The organism is Nonomuraea sp. KM90 (genome assembly GCF_052246675.1).
GTDB lineage: Bacteria > Actinomycetota > Actinomycetes > Streptosporangiales > Streptosporangiaceae > Nonomuraea.
Map to the genome: position 1 here is coordinate 1 of NZ_JBQQCB010000180.1, position 17,456 is coordinate 17,456.

Sequence of the window (17,456 nt, forward strand, 5' to 3'; positions counted from 1 at the left end):
TCGCCTGCTGGCGCTCCACCTCGCTGAGCAGCTCTTTGGCCATGCGCGGCCAGTCGACCGTGTCCGGGTCCATCAGCGCTTCCTCCAGTCGCAGGATGGCGCCGGTGATCGGGGTGCGCAGGTCGTGGGAGGCCTCGGTGGTGAAGCGGCGCTCGCGCCGCAGGGCCGCCTCCAGCAGTTCCAGGGTGTCGTTGACGACGGTGGCCAGGTAGCGGATCTCGTCGTGGTGGGCCGGGATGGGCACGCGGTGCCCGAGATCGGTCGTGGTGATCTCGGCGAGCTCGGCGGTCATGTCCTCCACAGGCTGCAAGGTACGGCCGACGAGATGGTAGATCCCCAGGCCCACGACGACCAGCACGATCGCCGAGGCGGCCACCAGCTGCGCGAGCAGCGCTTGGCTCCCGTACCACGGCGGGGCCGGCAGCGCGCTGTAGGCGACCAGGTCCCCGGCCGAGGGCGGGCACCCACATCGCCGCGACGATCATGCACCGGCCGGGAAAGCCCAGCACGTCGCACAGCCGCCGATCCGTGGCCGAGGGCCGCCGCGACGGCACGAACGTGGCCATCCGCGGCTGCCCGATCACCCGATCACTCGCCGACACCACCTGCCCCGCGCGATCGACCAGCTGGGTGGCGGCCGTGCCCTCGTCACCGATGCTGGCGGGCGGCGTACGGTGAGCGAGCTTACGCATCAACTCCAGATCCGCCGCGTAGACGTGCCTGAGCCGGTGACTCATCTCGTGATCGCGCTGATTATCCATGATCAGCCACGCCGCGATCACGCACAGCACCGCGACCACCAGGATGGCCGACAGCGTCATCCGGGCGCGGATGGACCACGTCACCGGGTCCAGACAGTTGGCCACCCGCGATGCGACGCCTCGAGCCCGCCCGAGGAGGCCCTCGACGGCGTGCCGCCACTGCCGGCCCCCACGCACAGCACCATCCCCTATGAGGGGGAGCCTACGGTCAGCATTCCGTCCGCCTTCCCCTGACCAGCGCAAACATGCCTGTATACGGACCGCGATGCCGGAGGTGGCCCGCGGAGCCGGCGGCGGTCAGAAAGATTTGGAACGGAATCCGGCGTTAGCGGCTGTCAGGACCCGGCTGCGGCGCGGTCGCGGTGGGCGCGGATCTCGTCGTGGTGGTCGGAGGCCCAGCCGATCAGTTGTTTGACGATGTCGAGCAGGCCGCGGCTGAGGGGGGTGAGGGTGTACTCCACGCGCGGCGGGACCTCCGCGTAGGCCGTGCGGGTGATCAGTCCGTCCTGCTGAAGCTGGCGCAGGGTGTGGCTGAGCATGCGCTGGGAGATGCCGGGGACATCGCGCTGCAGGTCGGTGTAGCGCAGGGCGCCGTCCTCCAGGGTCGCGATGATCAGCATGCTCCACTTGTCGCCGACCCGGTCCAGGATCTGGCGGATGAAGGCCATCTGGTCAGCCGGGATCGCCGCGCAGGGCCCCCGGCTCGCGGCGGCCGCCGGTCCCCCTGCGTGCTCCATGACGCACATTCCCCTCCGTGGCGCACAGTGATGTGCCTTTTGTAAGCCTCTCCATACTGTCCTATCTTGACGTTACGCACAAATAGTAGGAATCGGAGGGGATGCCATGAAGGTCGAGATCTGGTCCGAGATGACCGGCCCCTGGTGCGGACTGGGCAGTCATCGCCTGAAACGAGCCGTCGAGCGGTTCGAGCACGGCGAACACGTAGAGGTGGTTCACCGGTCCTTCCCGCTCGGCAGCGGCTTCCCCGAGGGCTCTACCTTCACCGTCCGTGACGTTCTGCAAGATTGGTACGGCATGGGCAGCGGTCAGGCCGAGACCTCGACGCGCACGCCTCCGCCGAGGGAAAGAACCGGGCGGCGTGGGAGGCGATCTTCCGCACCTACTTCGGCCGGGCCGAGCCCGTCTTCTCGCTGGAGGCCCTGCTGAAGCTCACCGGAGAGCTCAGCCTGGCCCGTGAGCGGACTCGCCGGGCGCTCACCGAGCGCCGCTTCCGGCAGCAAGTCCTCCACGACGCCCGCCAGGCGCAGCGCCTGGGCGCGAGCGGCGCCCCGTTCATCGTCATCGCCGGCCGGTACGTCGTCGCCGGCGCCCACGACAGCGACAGCCTGCTGCGGCTCCTGCGCCAAGCCTGGGATGAGACCCACCCGGTCACCTTCGCCCCCAGCGGCCACGCCCCGGCCTGCGGCTCCGACGGCCGCGCCGTCGCCTCCGCAACCTCCTGACCCCATACTCAAGGGAAAGTGAACTGATCATGCCTACTCTCGCCATCGTCGGCGCCGGCCCCGGCATGGGCCTGGCCATCGCCCGCACCTTCGGCTCCCAGGGCCACGATGTCGCTCTCATCGCCCGCAACCGAGCCAAGCTCGACGACCTCGTCGGCCGGCTCACCGCAGAGGGCATCACCGCCGCCGCGTTCCCGGCGGACGTGCTCGACCACGACGCGCTGACCCAGGCCCTCAAAGACGCCGCCACCCTCTTCGGCGGCATCGATGTCCTCGAGCACTCACCCAACCCGGGCATCGGCTCCCTGACCGTCGCCTCCCCGTCCGAGACCAACCCGTCCGATGTGCAGGCGCTGATCGACCTGCTGTTCTACAGCGCCATCACCGCCACCCAGGCCGTCCTCCCCGCGATGCGCGAGGCCGGCGCGGGCACCCTGCTCTACACCAACGGAGGCGGCTCGGTCGACCCCCACCCGATGCTCGGCAACGTCAACGCCGCCCAGGCAGCGCTGCGCAACTGGGTGCTCAACCTGCACAAGGAGCTGGCCGGCACCGGTGTCCAGGCCGCGCACGTCGCCATCGACGTGTGGATCGGCGCGGGCGGCCCTCCCGGAGCCCCGACCGCGGAGGCCGAGGACATCGCCCCTCTCTACTGGGACCTGCACACCCAACGCGACGAAGTCGAGCGCGTCTTCACCGGCTGACGGCTCACAGCGCTCCTGCCGAATCCGCGTCACTCCTTGCGACGGCGCATGTCGGGAAACACAGCCGCCAGGGTCGGGCTGTCGGGCCGGTACAGGTCCAGCGGGTCGGCACGCATCGCCGCGTCGAGCGCGCGGGCGTCATCACCGACCAGGATGCGCCACGTGCCGGCGCGTACGCCATCAAGGATGACGGTCGCGGCGTCGGCGGCCGACAGCGGCGCGGTGTCGCGGAACCACTCACCCATGCTCTTGACCGCAGCCCGAACCTCCTCATCACTCAACCGGTCGGCGGGAACGCCCGCGAAGGCGGCGGCGAGCACGCGGGCGTCCGCGAGCTCCTTGGCGGTCATGTCGTCAGGCTCGGAGTGGCCGTGGATCCGGCGGGAGTTGATCACGATCTCCGTGCTGACGTGCCCCGGCATCACCAGCGCGACCCGTACGTGCGGCGCGTTGATCCGCAGGTCCGCCAGCATCGCCTCGGAGAAGCCCTTCACGGCGAACTTGGCGGCACTGTACGCGCTCATCGGCAGACCGGGGCCGGCCGCCCAGAACCCGTTGACACTGCTGGTGTTGACCAGGCACCCCTCATCACTGGCGATCAGGAGCGGCATGAACGCACGCGTGCAGTTGTACACCCCGCCCCAGCAGACGCCGAACGTACGCTCCCACTCGGCTCGCGGGCTGGTGACGAAGCTGTTGCCGCCGCCGATGCCGGCGTTGTTGAACAGCAGGTTGATGCGGCCGGTCCGGTGCCGCTCGACCACCTCGTCGCGGAACCTCGTCACCTGAGCCTCGTCCGACACGTCGCAGCGGTGGGTGGTGACCCGCACATCGCCGCCGCCGGGTGCGGCCTTGGCGGCTCGCTCGGCGGTGACGGCCAGCCCGGCCTCGTCGACGTCGCACGCGGCGACCGAACAGCCTTCGGCGGCCAACTGAACGACCAGTTCGCGTCCCATCCCGGCGCCGCCTCCGGTGACGACGGCCATCTTTCCCGTGAACGATCTCATCGCCCACCCCCTTCGCCGCTGACCACCCTCGCACGTACCGGGGCGGCCATCAACGCCTGGTCCACCTCACAACACTTGCCTCGTCGTCGCCCGCCACCTGCTGCCCCGCCTCCTCCGCCTCCCTGACGGCAGCACCCGCACGCATGGTCCGCTGTTCCTGGCCGAGCGCCGCCCCGTCCCGGCCCGTCGGCCGGCGGCCGCCGACATCTGCCCGCACATTGGCCGCGCCCGCCTCGGCTACGACCGCGCCCGCGTCCTGCTGGACACCTACGCCGGGCTCGACCTGCACCAGCTGCGCCACAGTGCCGCCACCCATCTCGGCGACGCCGAAGTCCCGCTGCAGCTCATCATGAGCAAGACCCGGCACAAGAACCCCCGCACCGCCATGCGCTACGTCAAACCGGGAGCTGAGGCCATCGCCGCCGTCACCGAGCACCTTGCTCCACCCCGGCGCCGACACTGATCCGGACTGTTCCGACAAGCTGTTGCCTGGGCGCCTCGTAACACCAAAATTCGGTCCGATCCTTCGGACGCCCAATCCGGAACGGGATGTCACGCCAAGCCGCTTCCGCTCGGCCCGCAAGCGCGACTTTTCGTTCGTATGCTGCTCAACCCCCGGAGCAGACGTCAGTCGCACAGGCCAGCCAGTCGATCAGCTCGGTGACTCCATGCGGGTGTTGATCAGGTTGTCGATCGCTTCATGCCGGGGCATGCCGGCGCCCCGCTGATAGGCCCTGGCATAGCCGGTGCGGCCGAGCCGGTCCACGAGGGTGGCCACGAGCGCGCTCAGTTCCAGATCGCCGCGGTCGAAGGCGCCGCGGATGACCTCGCTCATGCCGAGCGCGGTGGCCGCACCCGCCGGATCGCCCTCGAGCAGCAGCAGCCGGGCCAGGAGCTGGGCGGCCAGCGGAAGGTCCATGTTCACCTGTGCCGCCTGGACGGCGCCGGGCATCAGCTCGCGCGCGCGTGTGGCGTCACCGGCAGTGAGGAGGTTCGCCGTCCGGGCCGGCAGCAGCAGGCTCTGGCTCGTCTCTGCGGGAAGGGACAACTCGCGGGCGACCCTCTCCAGCCGGTCGAGTTCTCGATCGGCTCGGTCGATCTCGCCGCAGCGGCGGTACAGCTCTGCCGAGCAGGCATGGACCTGGATCTCCAGCATGGGCTGACCGCGCTCCCAGGCCGCCCGTTGCGCGGTTTCGAGGTCGTGCCCGGCGCCCTTCAGATCGCCGGCGCGCATGCGCTCCATGGCGAGCCCGAGCCGGGATGAGATCTCCTCCTGCCAGGCGAGGCCGGGGCTGATCGAGATGCTGCGCTCGTAGTCGGCGACCGCTTCGTCGTGCCGGCCCTCGATGGCATGGATCTGCGCCGTGCCGTTCAGCATCATCGCGGTCCACCACCGGTCGCCCGCCTCCTCGAACGCGCGCAACGCCCTCGCCGCCGCGCTCGCGCCGCCTGTCCAGTCTCCGCGGGTACGGCTGCGCAGCGCCTCGACCAGGTGGGTGTGCGCGATGGCCCAACCGTCCGAGCCGTCCCGGACCCGGGTGATCTCCCGATCGACCAGGTCGTCCAGGCCGGCCATGAAGGCCGCCGTCAGCGTCATGGTCAGCAGCATCGGATAGCGCAGCAGCGCGCCCGTCCGCGCACAGTCCTCGATCGCCGCCCGCAACTGCTCGGCGTCTCCTCCACCGGCCAGCAGGTGGATCGTGGTGAACGCGGCCCTGGCCGCCGGGGGCAGCACCTCGCCGTACTCCAGCACCCTGGCCACGTAGACATCGGCCCGGCCGTCATAACGCAGCGTGTCCCAGTACCAGTACAGCGGGCCGAGGATCCGGGCCGCCGCCTCGGCGTCGCCATCGTCGATGGCCGTCTGGAGGGCGTACACGAGGTTGTCATACTCGAAGTCGAACACCCGCAGCGACTCCACCTGCTGGTGCGAGCGCAGCAGCGGCTCGTGTCGCTCGGCCAGGCCGGCGTAGTGGCGCCTGAGCTTGTGCCGTACGGCTTCGCGCTCCTCGGCGGAGCGGAGTTCGCCGGCCGCGTAGGCCCGGATGGTCTCCAGCATCCGGTAGCCGTCATCGGCCCGCTCCACGATGGACTTGTCGACCAGGCAATGCAGCAGATAGGCGACATCTCCTACGAAGTCATCCGCACACACCGCCTCGATCGGGCCGAGCCCCGTTCGCGCCGGAAAGATCGACATCCGGCGGGCGAGTGTCCGCTCCTGATCGGTGAGGAGGTCCCAGCTCCAGTCGATGGCCGCTCGGAGCGTCTGCTGCCGCGGCTGGGCCGTCCTGTTGCCGGTGCCGAGCAGCCGGAAACGATCACCCAGCCGCCGGGAGAGCTCGTCGGCGTTCATCGTGCGCAGCCGCGCCGCGGCCAGTTCCAGGGCGAGCGGCAGGCCGTCCAGCCGGCGCACGATGTCCACCACCGGGCCCGCCGTCGATTCGTCCAGCGCGAAGCCGGGCCGTACGGCGACTGCCCGATCGAGGAACAGTCGTACCGCGCTCGCCTGCGCGGCGCGAACGGGATCGGCGTGTGCCGGGGGCAGGGCGAGCGGAGCCAGCCGGCACAGTGCTTCACCCATGACCTCCAGCGGCTCCCTGCTGGTGGTCAGGATGGTCAGGTTCGGCAGGCGCTCGAGCAGCTGCCAGGCGAACTCGGCCGCCGCTTCGGAGATCTGTTCGCAGTTGTCCAGCATGAGCACGCCCTCGCCACCGGCGAGCAGGCTGACCGATCGATCAAGCGGCGTCCCCGGAGGCAGGGCCTCGGTCGTGGCGATCGTGCCCAGCACCGCCTCGGGCAACCTGGCCGGCGTGTCCACTCCGGCCAGGGGGATGAGCCAGACGCGGCCGCGCCGATGGGCCCGATGCCGGCTCAGCGCCTCCACGGCCAGGCGGGTCTTGCCTACCCCTCCGGGCCCTACGACGGTGACCAGCCGCGAGCTCTCTAACAGGCCGGCGAGCAGGTTCAGCTCCTCCTGCCGGCCGACGAGGCCGGTCAGGGGGGCCGGGAGCCGGCCCGGGGCCGCCCGGGAGCGCTCCGACAGCTCGCTCTGGCCGCGCAACACCGCCAGGTGCGTCCTGCGCAGCTCCTCGGAGGGGTCGATGCCCAATTCCTCGGCGAGCGTGCGGCGCACCTTCTCGAACAGGGCCAGCGCCTCGAACTGACGGCCGGCTGCGTGCAACGCCCGCATCCTCAGGACGGCCAGCCGTTCGCGCAGCGGATGCGCCGCGGTCGCCGCCTCCAGCTCGGCCAAGATCTCGCCGTGGTGGCCGAGCAGCAGCTTCGCCTCGAACCAGTCCTCGGTGGCCGCGGCACGCAGCTGCTGCAGGTGGGCGGCAGCCGTACCGGCGAAAGGGACGTCGAGCACGTCGGCCAGTGCGTCGCCCCGCCACAGCGCCAGCGCCTCACCCAGCAGCGCGGCAGCCTTCCGGCCGGAACCGGCGGCCAGTTCGCCGCGGCCCTGCTTGGCCAGCTCCTCGAAACGGTAGGCGTCGACGTCCTCGGCGCGTACGTGCAGCCGGTATCCACCGGAGGCCAGCTCGACGACCTCGCTCTCGCCCAGCGCCCGCCGCAGCCGGTACACCAGCGCGTGCAGCGCTCTGACGCTCTCCCGCGGCGGGCGATCGCCCCACAGCCCGTCGATGAGCGAATCGACGGGCACCACCTCGCCGCCCGCCAGCGTCAGCCTGGCCAGCAGCGCACGCACCCTGATCCCGCCGACGTCGATCGACGCCCCGCCATCGCCGTAGGCCCGCACCGGCCCCAGCACCTCAATCCGCATGGCCACCAGGCTATGAGGGCCCGCTTACAGCGACCGCGCCGCCTGTCGTAGCGCTGTAAGAGCGCTGTCACCGCCGGTCCGCATCGTGGAGAACGTCAAACGACAGATGCGTGAAAGGCATGACATGCACGACAAGACGCAGCAGGTGCTCGAGTGGGCCGTCTCCGAGGTGGACATCCCCGGTATCGTCGCCGAGGTCAAGAACCCCGACGGCACCACCTGGTTCGGCACCGCCGGCGTGGCCGATGTGACGACCGGCGCCAAGCGGGTGCCGGGGGAGCTGGTGCCGATCGGCAGCGGCGACAAGGCGTTCATCGCCAGCGTGATCCTCACCCTGGAGGCCGAGGGCCGGCTGGACATCGAGGACCCGATCAGCAAGTGGCTGCCCGGCGTGCTGGACACCGGCGGCTACGACGGCACCAAGATCACCATAAGGCACCTGCTCAGCAACACTGGCGGCCTGTTCTCCACGGGTCTGGCGCCGGAGCTGGTGGCCAGATACACGAGCCGGTCCAAGTTCGCCCAGCACCGCTTCGACGCCTGGAGCCAGCAGGAGCTGCTGCGCCTGGCGGTCTCCCAGCCGCCGGTCGGCCAGCCCGGTGAGCGCTTCGTCTACTCCAACGGCGGCTTCGCCGTGTCCGTGGCGCTCATCGAGAAGGTCACCGGCAAGACCTATGCCCAGGAAGTCGAGCGCACGGTCTTCCAGCCGCTCGGCCTGAGCTCCAGTTATGTGCGGCCCGAAGGGGAGACCACCTTCCCCGGCCCGCACCCGCGCGCCTACTCCACCCAGTTCTATAAGGACGGCGTGGACCCGGCCGACGTCACCCCGGACAACTGGGAGTCGATGGTCGAGGAGCCCGGGCTCGCGCCCCTGGACGTCACCGAGTTCGACACCTCCTGGGAGCCCGGCAACATCGTCTCGACCACCAGTGACATGCTCCGGCTCATCAGCGCGGCGGCCAGCGGGTCCCTGCTGCCGCCCGCGCAGCACCGCAAGATGTGGACCACGGTCTCCACCGAGGGCGCCAACTGGCTGCCGCACACCCGCTACGGGCTCGGCTCCTTCGAGCTCGACCCGGCGATGACCGGCGGGATCACTGTGCGCGGTGTGGCGGGCAGCTACTGGGGGCACATGTTCGGCGCCCTGGCCACGCCCGACGGCGAGCGCGCGGTCGCCTTCCACACCAACACCGAGGCCAAGAGCTGGGAGCTGCTGTTCAAGCTCGCTGAAGCGGAGCTCGGCATCACGATCGGCGCGTAAACACCAGGCTGGGGCAGCAGGGACTGGACCAGGTGGTCACCGTCACCGACGCCGAGATCGTCGAAGCGATGGCGGCCTGCTTCACCCACACCAAGACCGTCGTCGAGCCGGGCGGCGCGTGCGCGCTCGCCGCGGCGATGTGCGGTCGGATCGAGATCTTTTCCGGCAGAATGGGCGTGGTCCTGTCCGGGGGCAACATCTCCTGGACCACGTTCCGGTCGCTGATCGACCGCACAGCAAGGTCCGCCTGCTCCGGCTGCGCGGTGCACCGGACCCGTCGATGCCAGCCGCGACCGGGTCGGGGGCGGGCACGAGGTACTCAGCGACGGCACGGCGGCACCATGCGGTCACTTCGGGGGCGTCACCCGCAGGCCGGGATCGAGCGGCCCGCCGGACGACAGCGACGCGCCATGGCGAAGGGCCCGCTGCTCAGTCGTACTCCCCGCTGCTCAGCCGTACTCATCGTGACGCCTCGAAAGCGTGCAACAGGAAGGCCAGCACATCGGCGAGCAGGGCATGTTCCTGGTCTCGGGTCGAGCCGGCGCCGTGGCCGCCGTGTTCCTCGACGCGCAGCAGCACCGGTCGGCCGGAGGCGGTGGCCGCCTGCAGGCGGGCGGCCAGCTTCGCCGGCTGCCACGGTGGCACCCGCGCGTCGTGCAGGCCGGTGGTCAGCAGCACCGCCGGGTACGGCACGCCGTCCCCTACCCGCAGGTAGGCGTCGATGATCAGCAGGGCACGCAGGCCTTCCTCGGTGTTGACGCTGCCGAACTCGGGCACGTTGATCGGCCCGCTCTCGGTGAACTCGTTCCGCGTGGCGTTCACCGTCGGCACCTGGATCGCCATGGCCGCCCACAGCTCGGGCCGGCGCACCAGCGCGCCGCCGGTGGGGATGCCGCCGCCGCTGACGCCCTGGCCGGCCAGCCGTCCCGGACGGGTGTAGCCGAGGGCGATGAGATGCTCGGCGCAGTCGATGAAGTCCGTGATGGTGGCCTCCTTGCGCTCGCCGCGCCCGGCCTCGTGCCATTCGCGGCCGTAGGCGCCGCCGCCGCGCAGGTGCGCGACGGCGTAGACGCCGCCGAGCTCGTACCAGGCGAGCAGCTCGGGATGGAACTCCGGCAGGTCGGGGATCCCGTGGGAGCCGTAGCCGGTGAGCACGGCAGGGTTGTCGCCGTCCAGCTCCAGGTCCTTGTGGTGGATAACGGTGAGCGGGATCGGCGTCCCGTCCCGCGCGGGCGCGTGCAGGGTGCGGGCGTGCACCTCGCCGAAGTCCACCGGTGAGCGGGGCGCCAGCCCGGTGTCCTGGAGGGATTGGCCGTCGTAGCGGTAGAGCCGTGGCGCGTCGGTCCAGCCGGCCACCAGCAGCAGGGCTTCGGGCCGCGCTGGGTGGGTGGTCCACTCCAGGATGGCGCCGTCCACCGGCATCGGGAGGTCGGCGGGCTCGCCGCCGGACAGGGGCGCGTGCCGTACCCGGCTGACGCCACCGTCGAGATCGCGCACCAGCAGCCGGTCGCCGACGACCCGCACCGCCTCCACCGCCCGCTCACCCGCGGGCACGACCACCCGGGCTCGGGACAGATCTGGTACGGCGAGCGGAACGGCCAGCACGTGGGAGCGGGGCGCGTCCCGATGGGAGACCAGGTAGAGGGTGTCGTGGCTGGTGGCGAAGGCGGTCACGCCGTCCGCCACGCCCGCGACCAGCCGCCACGGGCAGGCGGCCGGGTCGGCCAGCCCGGCGCGCGGCGCCACGTACACCGTGCAGTCGCTCAGCTGCTCGCTGGTCCAGGGCCAGGGGCTGAGCGCGCCGTGGGAGACGATCGCCAGCATCCACTCGCCGTGCGGCGGCACCACCAGGAAGGGCCGGTCCCGCGGGGTCAGCTCGACGTGGGGATTGAGGCCGCGCGCCAGCACCACCGTGTCCTGCGCCGGGTCGGCGCCCAGCTGATGCAGGAGGGAGCGGCTGTCCAAGCGGTGCCGCTTTACGTAGCGGTGATAGACGAACGACCGGCTGTCCTCCAGCCAGCTCAGGAAGGCGAAACGCGTCGTGGGCGGGATCGTCTCCCGGAGGGCGCCGGAGTCGGCGTCGATCACGTGGATGGAGCTGTCCTCCGACCCGGAGGCGGAGACGGCGCAGGCGACGTGGCGGCCGTCGGGGGAGGGCACGTACCAGTCGAAAGCGCAAGGGCATCAACCGGCGCGGATACAACCCCGGCTTCGGATTTCTCGACCACCGGCATCGTGTCCTGGCCGCTGTCAGAGCCACCGCAACACCGTCACGCTCACCCTGGCAGCCCGGCTACTCGGCCGAGACCGCGACACCCTCAGCTACCACGCCCACCGGACCAGGCCTTTGCTGGGCTTCGCAGCCCCCGACCTCGCCGCAATCCTCGCCCAGCCCCGCGCCCCTTTACCAGCGCGCATCCCCGTACGCGACGGTCGGCACGATCGTGCAGGTAGGGAACCACATCATGCCGGTCCCGCCGCCACACCGGGGGCCGGGTGACGAGCTCCTCGATGGCCTCGTGCAATTTCTCTGCCATAAGGGGAAAGGCTGACACCGCACCAGCCAGACCCAGGAGGGAAGGGAGAATCCTTTTATGCCGAAGCGATATGACTAACGGATCAATTCCAGATACATCCGCCCCAAGCATTCCTGCTCGCCATAGCGGTGAGATGTCCGAACGGTCCACCGGCTGCCGCTGGTCGGCTCGGGTGCTGCAAGAAGACCGCGAAGCGGCGTTCAGTGGTTGCGATGATCTCGATCTGCGGCCGTACGCCTGTGGCGGAGCTCTCCACCGCGGCGGCCGCGAAGGCTGATGCCGTCGAGAAATGCCGCCTCGCAACTGCGATCTTGGTGGCATGCTGAATGAGGTGTCACAGCAATCGTGGCGGCTCGAATCCAGCGGAGGAAGCAAGATCTCCGGCAATCGGTCGCGTCGCGGCCCGGCCGGCGCCCGGTGGCGGTGCGGCCGCCGGGCGGGCACGGTCCGATTGGGGGAGTGAGGCTGGTGAACAGAGATGACCTGCTAGAGGAGATCGTTACGGCGCTGGTTTCAGGCAGGCACCGGGTCATCACGCTGGTACCCGAGCTCGATGGTGTGGAGGGCTTCGGCACGACGACGCTTGCCGCAGTGGCCTGCCGCAGGTCAGAGGTGCGTGATCGATTCGGGGGCGAGATTGAGTGGGTGACCCTGGGCAACGATCCGGTTCAGGTACTCGACCACCGTCTGACCTCGCGTCTGGGGCTGGCTGCTGAGCTGAAGGTGCGTGATTTCCTGGCGATGGCGGTTCCGCAGCGGATCAGGCCAGCAAGGCGGCTCGTCGTGCTGGACGAGGTGCGGCCTGAGACGGGGGAACTGGTGGTACGGGTGGCCGCGAGCAACGCGGTGGTCGTCGTGACCGGCGCCAGGGCACCGGCCGGCGGGCTGGTGTTCAAGTTGCCCTCGATCGCCTCCGAAGCCGGTGACCGTAGCCAGGGCTGGCCCTTGCTGCGTACGTTGATGCGGTCGTTGGACGCGGTACCCGACGAGCCGTTCGACCTGGCGGATGCGGGGCAGCGGGCACGTGCCGTGCACCAGGTGCTCGACCATGGGCTGACACGAACGCTTGCTTCCGCAGACCTGGAACGACTGCTCGAACTGGGAGGGTTCAAGGGAAGCCGGCCGATACCGCTCGACCTGGCCGCCCTCCTGTGGTGGGAGACGGCTGGCCTGTCGCGGGCGGAGAGCGAGCGGTTGCTGGCCGAACTGGGCGCGCTCGGCCTGGTGACCCGCGCGCCGGACCGTGACGTCATTCTGATGCCCGGCGCCGTACGCGACTACCTCCGCGCCGTCATGGGCACGGTACGCGCGCAACAGGCGGACCGGGCTATGGTGGAGATCGGCGAACCCCGAGAGGATTGGTCCGAAGAGGCGGGCGTGTACTTCTACGAGTACTTCGCCGACCACCTGGAGGCGGCGGGCGGCGACCTCGGCGAAATGGTCTTGGCAGGGTCGTGGTTGGCGACCAGGCTGGTGCAGGCAGGACCGCGTGCGGTGGCGCGAGAGCTGTCCAGGGCCGGTACGCAAGAGACGGAGCTGTTACGAAGGGCCCTTGAGCAGAACCTGCACCTGCTGGGCGAGCCCCCCTACACCGACTTGAGCGTCTTGGCGACGCTCGCCTGCCGCGTCCATTACCTGCCGGAGATCGCCGGGCAACTGCGCGACGTTCTGAACGACATGGCGGTGCCCTGGCTGGAGTGCCTGTGGACATCGCCCGATCTGCCGCATCCCTCACTGAGGCTGAGCTGGACGGTTCAGGAGGGCGAGGCGACCAGCGTCGCGATCAGCCCGGACGGCACCTGGCTGGTGATCGGCGGCGAGGACGGGCCTGTGCGGTTGTGGAACCGGGACGGCAGCGTACGTACGGAGCTGGCGGGGGACTTCGGTCAGGTCAGCCGGGTGGCGATCGCGCCCGACGGCACCTGGCTGGCCACGGCGGTAAGTGGCGGCGGCGTCCGCCTGTGGTCGGCCGACGGCGAACCACTGCGGGAGCTCGGCGACTATGAGACCGGGCAGGACGTGGTCATCGCGCCCGACGGCACCTGGCTGGCCGCCTTGAGCCTGTACGGGGGAGTGACCGCGTGGACCGCGCAGGGGCGTGAGCTGTGGCACGTTGACGCGCAGTCCGACGATGCGGAGCTGTCGACCCTCGCCATCGCCGCTGACGGCTCCTGGCTGGCCCACGCGGTCGGCGACCGGATCCATGTCCGGAACGCCGACGGCACCCTTCGAGCCGGAATCCCGCATGCCGTACAGGGATTCACGCTGGCCGCACATCCCACCCGCGACGCGCTGGTGACCAGCGACGGAGCGGTGTACGGCCCCGACGGCGAGCTCCTGCAGCGAATCCCGATCGAGCACTGGCCCTACGCGCCGCTCGCCGTGGCGCCCGACGGTACCTGGCTGGCCACGGCAAGCCGGGGCGACGACGTGCTGGTGGCACGTCTCGACCGGCCCGCGACCCATCACCTGCTCGGCCACGACGACGAGGTCCAAGGTGTGGCGATCAGTCCAGACGGCACCTGGCTGGCATCGGTCAGCGCGGACGGTACCGCCTGTGTCTGGGAGCACGAGGACCTGCCACGGCTGGACGGGCAGTCGCCACCGGGATCCCAAGGGGCAGTGGTCGTCGCGCCCAACGGCAGCCTGGCCACCGCCGGCGCCGAGCTCGTCTACTGGGATGAAGCGGGAAATCCGCTGTTCAGCGTGTCGGGCCTGGTCAGCCACATGCTGCTGGCCGCCTGCCAATCCTGGCTGGTCGCCTGGGACCATCAGAACCAGCTCTGGCTGATCGACCGCGAGGGGAACGTACGCGAGCGTCTGGAGACCCACCACTCCAGGCCGCTCGCGCTCGCCGCCGCACCCGACGCCACCTGGTTCGCCACCAGCGGCGCGGAAGGCGACATCAACCTCTGGTCCCACGACGGTATCGTGATCCGGCGGCTGCCTTCGGACATCGGACCGGCGCGTCATCTCGCCATCTCCGCCGACAGCAGCACCCTGATCGCTGCCTCCGAAACTGCCGTCCGACGGTGGACGAAGCAGGGACGTCAGATCGGCCGCAGCCGGCGGATGAGCTCTCCGATCAAGGACCTGGCCACCTCGCCCGATGGGTCGCGCACGGCCGTCATCCTTGCCTCCGGCGCCATCCGCCAGTGGGAAGATCGATACAGAAAGCTCCCTGGCCTGCAAGGTCTCGCCAACTACGCCGCCACGCTCGCCTACAGCCCGACCGGCGCCCTGCTGGCGGCGACGTACGCCTCGACGCTGCAGGTGTGGGACGCTGCCGCGGGGCAGCCGATGGCCCGCATCCGACTCGGCGCGACGCTCAGTGGCTGCGCCTGGTCCCCGGACGGCACCAGGGTGTACGTGACGGGCGATGCCGGACTACACGGCTTCACCCTCCACGTTCCCAGCGGCAACTGAGTCGGCGACTCCCGCGCCCCGTGCCTGACCGGCGCAGCGACAGATGCGCCCGCGGACCCGAGAACGACGTCACGGCGCGGCCCGGACCGTGAGGATCCGGACGTTGGGTCGTGGCACCGGCCGTGACGACTGCGATCTCACACCGAGCCTCTCGATGAACTGCCGCAGCACCGGCGATTCGTTCCCGGAACGCCACAGCACCGCCGAGGTGATCGGAGGGCTGGCCCCTGTGAGTGGCACGAAGGCCACGCCTTGTCCCCGTATCGCCTGAGCTGAGGCCGGCACCAGCTTGAGCGGCGTGACGTAACCACGGTCGTCCAGCAGCACGGTGCGTACGCTGCCGCTCTTGCCGCAGATGCGCACGTGCTCATCGTCCAGCCGCAGGTCCAGATCCTCGACGTACAGACCGCACACCTGGAGGCGCGGGCGCCGCACACGTAGGCGGTCTCGAACAGCACCCGATCACGCAGCCAGCCCAGCGGCAGGTCCTTACGTGGCCGCCGCGGCGGGGCAGGGCAGCGTCTTGGGCATCTTGACGGTGTCGATTCGGTCCTGACGGCATCGATGTCCTTTCCAGGCCATTCGTGTAGCTGTGGAGGGTGGGGAGGTCGTCGGCACGAACCTGCTGGATCCAGGCGGGCAGGTTGTGGCCGTGACGCTTGGTGAGGATGTCGGTGAATTCGCGGACCCGCGTGGCGAGGGCGGTCAGGTGCGGGCAGGAGGCGACGAGGTCGTCCAGGTGCCGTCGAATGTGGTCGGGCAGGTCGCTGGGCCTTGTCATGATCCAGGAGGTGAGGCGTCGGGTCGCGGGCGGCCACGGCGAAGAGCGAAGTCATCGACGCTCAGTACCCTGGGGACCGGACCGCCGCCGGTTGGCAGGGCCATGACCAGCCGCAGTACCGTCGTTCGGGACACCGTCACGGCCAGCTTGGCGAGCGCGGCGCTTGTGGCCCGCCCGGCCAACATGACCGCCAGACCGCCGATCAACGCTGTCAAGGACGGGGTTCGCCGCGCATACCGCACCGCGAGATCCGGAACCTGCTCACGGAACGTCCGCCGTGGACACGCCACCTCAGCGCAGGCCAACCGCCGAAGGCGGAGATCCACCACCACCGCCCGTTCACCTACAGGTCGATCATGCAAGCGACGCCAGTGCCAGCCATGCACACGGCTGGACGGGTTCCCGCACACCGGGCAAGCCACAGGCTCGGGACGGACCTGCGCCATCACCCGAACGACCTGACCCTCAACCGCCACCCGGTCGACTCGCACCGCCCCGGCCAGGCGAGGAAAAACGATCTCCAAGAGATCAGAGTCACACCGTGATCATCTGCCTTACACCACCCACCGTCACCACCGGATTCGTGCCAGAGCCGAAAACCGTACAGTCCCCACCCTGCAGCGCCTGCACACCTTCGTGTGGTGGCGCGTGATCCGCTGGGTGATGCACCGGCATCGCATGGCATGGAGGGCCATCCAGCGATGGCTCCGCACTCCGCAAGGACGGTGGAAGGCCATCGAACTGGGCGGGATCAGGCTGTTCGACCTCGGCAGAGTGTCGATCACTCGGTATCGCTACCGGGGTAACGCCATCCCCAGCCCTTGGCCAGAGGCACTGATGACCTCAACGGCATGATCTCGTGGAGAGCCCGTTGCTCAGTAATGGGCACGGCGGGTTCGGCGGGCGGGCCGGGGAACCCACCGGGAGCAATCCCGGCAGGGCCCCCCGGTCCGACCCAACAATCTCGGCGAGGCCGTCGAACGCACCGTCACCCGCCACCGCGACCACCTCCACGACCTGACCACCGCGCTCAGCACGCGCACCGAAACGTCTCCACCTGCGGCGCCGTCCGTCCCGCCCCCCCTCGCCCGCCGCCGACCTGCTCGCCGCCATCGGCATGATCGGCCTACCTGCGGCCGTCCGCGCAGAACGTCGTACGTCGGCATCATCCGATCGGTTGATGCCGACTCCAGCGCGACGGGCGATGCCCGGCAACGGCGCGGCGGACGATCCTCAAGGCATGGCGATCATCGAAGTCGACCGGCTGACGAAGTCCTACGGCGGCCGGACCGTGGTGGACGGTGTGTCCTTCACCGTCGAGGAAGGCGAGATCTTCGGCCTGCTCGGCCCCAACGGGGCGGGCAAGACCACGACCGTCGAGTGCATCGAGGGGCTGCGCAAGCCCGACGCCGGGCGCGTCCGGCTGGCCGGCCTGGACCCGGTGACGGACCGGGAGCGGGTCACCCCGATCCTCGGCGTCCAGCTCCAGCACAGTGACCTGCAGGGCAAGCTCACCGTCCAGGAGACGATGGAGCTGTACAGCGCCTTCTACCCGCGCCCGGCGGACTGGCGGGATCTCACCGAGCGGCTCGGCCTGACCGACCGGCTCGGCGTGCGCTTCGAGAAGCTGTCCGGCGGGCAGAAGCAGCGCCTGTTCATCGCACTCGCGCTCATCGGCCGCCCGAAGGTGATGATCCTGGACGAGCTGACCACCGGGCTGGACCCGCAGGCACGG

16 protein-coding genes and 1 pseudogene are annotated in these 17,456 nt (G+C 70.1%); 8 read left to right on the forward strand and 9 right to left on the reverse strand.

The features are described from left to right. The coding region (locus ACTWPW_RS58665) for a histidine kinase dimerization/phospho-acceptor domain-containing protein (RefSeq protein WP_443174172.1) at window positions 1-376 on the reverse strand (376 nt) is incomplete at its 3' end. 152 nt (window positions 377-528) lie between these two features. Here ACTWPW_RS58665 and ACTWPW_RS58670 point away from each other — a divergent pair. Continuing rightward, complete coding sequence (locus tag ACTWPW_RS58670) at window positions 529-678, forward strand: hypothetical protein (protein ID WP_443174173.1); 150 nt, start codon at window positions 529-531, stop codon at window positions 676-678. A 418-nt stretch (window positions 679-1,096) separates the two neighbouring features. Here ACTWPW_RS58670 and ACTWPW_RS58675 read toward each other — a convergent pair whose 3' ends face one another. Then, window positions 1,097-1,498: a winged helix-turn-helix transcriptional regulator gene (locus tag ACTWPW_RS58675; protein WP_443174174.1), complete on the reverse strand. Its 402-nt coding sequence runs from the start codon at window positions 1,496-1,498 to the stop codon at window positions 1,097-1,099. Window positions 1,499-1,786: 288 nt separating this feature from the next. On the opposite strand from ACTWPW_RS58675, the gene ACTWPW_RS58680 reads away from it, so the two are divergent. Both ACTWPW_RS58680 and ACTWPW_RS58685 read left to right on the forward strand, forming a co-directional pair. Continuing rightward, complete coding sequence (locus ACTWPW_RS58680) at window positions 1,787-2,224, forward strand: DsbA family oxidoreductase (RefSeq protein ID WP_443174175.1); 438 nt, start codon at window positions 1,787-1,789, stop codon at window positions 2,222-2,224. A 29-nt stretch (window positions 2,225-2,253) separates the two neighbouring features. Further along, complete coding sequence (locus ACTWPW_RS58685; RefSeq protein ID WP_443174176.1) at window positions 2,254-2,928, forward strand: SDR family NAD(P)-dependent oxidoreductase; 675 nt, start codon at window positions 2,254-2,256, stop codon at window positions 2,926-2,928. A gap of 29 nt (window positions 2,929-2,957) precedes the next feature. Here the strand turns inward: ACTWPW_RS58685 and ACTWPW_RS58690 are convergent, their stop codons facing one another. Both ACTWPW_RS58690 and ACTWPW_RS58695 read right to left on the reverse strand, forming a co-directional pair. Next, window positions 2,958-3,935, reverse strand: coding sequence for an SDR family NAD(P)-dependent oxidoreductase (locus ACTWPW_RS58690; protein ID WP_443174177.1), 978 nt, complete (start codon window positions 3,933-3,935; stop codon window positions 2,958-2,960). Window positions 3,936-3,984: 49 nt separating this feature from the next. Continuing rightward, on the reverse strand, window positions 3,985-4,302 hold the full coding sequence (locus ACTWPW_RS58695) for a hypothetical protein (RefSeq protein WP_443174178.1): 318 nt from the start codon (window positions 4,300-4,302) through the stop codon (window positions 3,985-3,987). Here ACTWPW_RS58695 and ACTWPW_RS58700 point away from each other — a divergent pair. Continuing rightward, the gene (locus ACTWPW_RS58700) at window positions 4,228-4,398 is read left to right on the forward strand and encodes a hypothetical protein (RefSeq protein ID WP_443174185.1); all 171 of its coding nucleotides are present in this window, start codon (window positions 4,228-4,230) and stop codon (window positions 4,396-4,398) included. The genes ACTWPW_RS58695 and ACTWPW_RS58700 overlap by 75 nt on opposite strands. Before the next feature lie 189 nt (window positions 4,399-4,587). Here the strand turns inward: ACTWPW_RS58700 and ACTWPW_RS58705 are convergent, their stop codons facing one another. Continuing rightward, window positions 4,588-7,716: a BTAD domain-containing putative transcriptional regulator gene (locus ACTWPW_RS58705; RefSeq protein ID WP_443174179.1), complete on the reverse strand. Its 3,129-nt coding sequence runs from the start codon at window positions 7,714-7,716 to the stop codon at window positions 4,588-4,590. A 106-nt stretch (window positions 7,717-7,822) separates the two neighbouring features. Here ACTWPW_RS58705 and ACTWPW_RS58710 point away from each other — a divergent pair, with 106 nt between their 5' ends. Further along, window positions 7,823-8,977 (forward strand): serine hydrolase domain-containing protein, encoded by a 1,155-nt coding sequence (locus tag ACTWPW_RS58710; RefSeq protein ID WP_443174180.1) that lies wholly within the window; start codon window positions 7,823-7,825, stop codon window positions 8,975-8,977. Here ACTWPW_RS58710 and ACTWPW_RS58715 read toward each other — a convergent pair. Then, a complete protein-coding gene (locus ACTWPW_RS58715; RefSeq protein ID WP_375117085.1) occupies window positions 8,961-9,212 on the reverse strand; it encodes a hypothetical protein in 252 nt (83 codons plus the stop codon). The two genes, ACTWPW_RS58710 and ACTWPW_RS58715, sit on opposite strands and share 17 nt — an antisense overlap. Window positions 9,213-9,436: 224 nt before the next feature. Beyond that, window positions 9,437-11,137, reverse strand: coding sequence for a prolyl oligopeptidase family serine peptidase (locus ACTWPW_RS58720; protein WP_443174181.1), 1,701 nt, complete (start codon window positions 11,135-11,137; stop codon window positions 9,437-9,439). Between the two features lie 5 nt (window positions 11,138-11,142). Between ACTWPW_RS58720 and ACTWPW_RS58725 the strand changes: the two are divergent. Next, window positions 11,143-11,375, forward strand: a pseudogene (locus tag ACTWPW_RS58725) (ISAzo13 family transposase); the annotation flags it as partial. A 484-nt stretch (window positions 11,376-11,859) separates the two neighbouring features. Beyond that, a complete protein-coding gene (locus ACTWPW_RS58730) occupies window positions 11,860-14,940 on the forward strand; it encodes a hypothetical protein (protein WP_443174182.1) in 3,081 nt (1,026 codons plus the stop codon). A 69-nt stretch (window positions 14,941-15,009) separates the two neighbouring features. Here ACTWPW_RS58730 and ACTWPW_RS58735 read toward each other — a convergent pair whose 3' ends face one another. Further along, on the reverse strand, window positions 15,010-15,375 hold the full coding sequence (locus tag ACTWPW_RS58735; RefSeq protein WP_443174183.1) for a hypothetical protein: 366 nt from the start codon (window positions 15,373-15,375) through the stop codon (window positions 15,010-15,012). 342 nt (window positions 15,376-15,717) lie between these two features. Continuing rightward, entirely contained in the window at window positions 15,718-16,167 is a 450-nt protein-coding gene (locus ACTWPW_RS58740; RefSeq protein ID WP_375117221.1) for a transposase family protein, read from the reverse strand. A 794-nt stretch (window positions 16,168-16,961) separates the two neighbouring features. Here ACTWPW_RS58740 and ACTWPW_RS58745 point away from each other — a divergent pair. Next, window positions 16,962-17,456: ABC transporter ATP-binding protein (locus ACTWPW_RS58745; protein WP_443174184.1), on the forward strand; the 495-nt coding region annotated here is incomplete at its 3' end.

Bases quoted from the DNA above. Each gene is read 5' to 3' on its own strand.
- ACTWPW_RS58690 (WP_443174177.1), bottom strand. From the start codon at position 3,935: ATGAGATCGTTCACGGGAAAGATGGCCGTCGTCACCGGAGGCGGCGCC.
- ACTWPW_RS58675 (WP_443174174.1), bottom strand. From the start codon at position 1,498: ATGGAGCACGCAGGGGGACCGGCGGCCGCCGCGAGCCGGGGGCCCTGC.
- ACTWPW_RS58710 (WP_443174180.1), top strand. From the start codon at position 7,823: ATGCGTGAAAGGCATGACATGCACGACAAGACGCAGCAGGTGCTCGAG.
- ACTWPW_RS58705 (WP_443174179.1), bottom strand. From the start codon at position 7,716: ATGCGGATTGAGGTGCTGGGGCCGGTGCGGGCCTACGGCGATGGCGGG.
- ACTWPW_RS58685 (WP_443174176.1), top strand. From the start codon at position 2,254: ATGCCTACTCTCGCCATCGTCGGCGCCGGCCCCGGCATGGGCCTGGCC.
- ACTWPW_RS58740 (WP_375117221.1), bottom strand. From the start codon at position 16,167: ATGGCGCAGGTCCGTCCCGAGCCTGTGGCTTGCCCGGTGTGCGGGAAC.